Origin of the sequence: Streptomyces minutiscleroticus (genome assembly GCF_014650875.1) — a bacterium.
Lineage (GTDB): Bacteria > Actinomycetota > Actinomycetes > Streptomycetales > Streptomycetaceae > Streptomyces > Streptomyces minutiscleroticus.
In genome coordinates, this window is sequence record NZ_BMVU01000203.1 from 1 (window position 1) to 1,255 (window position 1,255).

2 protein-coding genes are annotated in these 1,255 nt (G+C 62.5%); one reads left to right on the top strand and one right to left on the bottom strand.

All coding sequences use genetic code 11. The annotated features are described in order from the left end of the window. Nucleotides 1–306: 306 nt before the first annotated feature. Nucleotides 307–669 carry a hypothetical protein gene (locus tag IE271_RS40990; protein ID WP_190195488.1) on the bottom strand — a complete coding sequence of 121 codons (363 nt, stop codon included), beginning with the start codon at nt 667–669 and terminating at the stop codon, nt 307–309. A gap of 146 nt (nt 670–815) precedes the next feature. Here IE271_RS40990 and IE271_RS40995 point away from each other — a divergent pair, with 146 nt between their 5' ends. Then, complete coding sequence (locus tag IE271_RS40995; RefSeq protein WP_190195489.1) at nt 816–1,112, top strand: DUF8825 domain-containing protein; 297 nt, start codon at nt 816–818, stop codon at nt 1,110–1,112. Nucleotides 1,113–1,255 lie beyond the last annotated feature (143 nt).

Here is a 1,255-nt window from a genome sequence, read left to right on the forward strand (position 1 = left end):
GACAACCTCGCCAAGCGCATAACGGACGAGACTACATCAACCTGGCGCGGAACCTACTAGGGCAAAAAGTGCAATTCACTTAGATCAAATGCCCTCTGAGAAGCTGTGCCATAACCCGTGATCGGTGACTTTCTGTGGCAGTCGGGCAGCTCCGGTCACCAGTGCGTTCGACGGCTACAGGCGGAATCCTGCGGCGGGTGATGCCCTGACACGGCGAAACATCACGCCATACCCTTGGTCGACACCGCCCGCCCCAAGATGAGCTGAGAGCAGTGGCTGCTCTATCTGTCCGCCTGGCGGTCCGCCTCAGCAGTCGGCGCGAAGACTGTAGACCGGGGTCCAGTTACCTCTAACCGGTCCGTAGTTGGGCGGCGTTGTGTAGATGCGGAGACCGTCCGCGTCGAACATTCGGACCACGCCGTTGTTGGGGAGCTTGTTGCTCCAGTAGCCCCCTCCGCTCCAGGGCATACTCTTCGCCTCGCCGCAGCGCAGCGTCATAGTGCCACCGCCCGAATCAGCAGTCCCGCAGAACACGCCAGATATGTTGCAGGATGCCTGGATCGTAGAGCCGGTCTCGGTGCTAGCTGCCGCGTTGGTCCCTCCAGCAGTGAGCGCCACTGCAGCGGTCGACATGGCGAGGGCTGCGAACGTATTACGCAACTTGCTCATGTTGTGCCTCTCATCCGTCGGTTGTTGTGTGTTTTCACCTTGGCTGGGCGACCTTGCACAAAGCTTGGACGAGTCTGCAATCGGCGGGCTGTCGGGCATTGATCCCGCTGTGCACTCCTGGCGCGGTGCGGCGGCTATTGGGGTGCATGGTGGGCCTGGAATGCGAAGTCCAGTGGGCGGCCGCCGCCCGCTACGGAGAGTCACCGATCGCGGGTTACGGCACAGCTTCTGACGCCTCTTTTGATCCGTTCGACTTTCCGGCCGACTCGATCGCTGTCCAGCGTGAGGCGGCCGGGTTGCATGCGGAGCTGCGTCGTTTTCAGGCGACGTTGCCGTGGTCGTGGGAGCCGCATGAGGGCTGGGAGGCGTGGGGGTCTGCGGGGATACGGTTCGTCCAGGCCGGCGACCCAGGGCTGGTCGCCGAAGCAGGCGGCGACCTATGACCGGTTGTGACGGCGGTGGCGGGAGAAGGCCACTGAGGTGCACCAGTGAAGTTCCCCCTCCGAGCTGGACAGCCTGATACTGGGACGACAGGTCCCGGAGGAAGCAGTTCCAGGTAGTGAGCAAGAAGAGCAATACGAGCAAG

What these genes read in the sequence shown, in the direction of transcription:
- IE271_RS40995 (WP_190195489.1), top strand. Translation starts at nt 816, where the DNA reads ATGGTGGGCCTGGAATGCGAAGTCCAGTGGGCGGCCGCCGCCCGCTAC.
- IE271_RS40990 (WP_190195488.1), bottom strand. Translation starts at nt 669, where the DNA reads ATGAGCAAGTTGCGTAATACGTTCGCAGCCCTCGCCATGTCGACCGCT.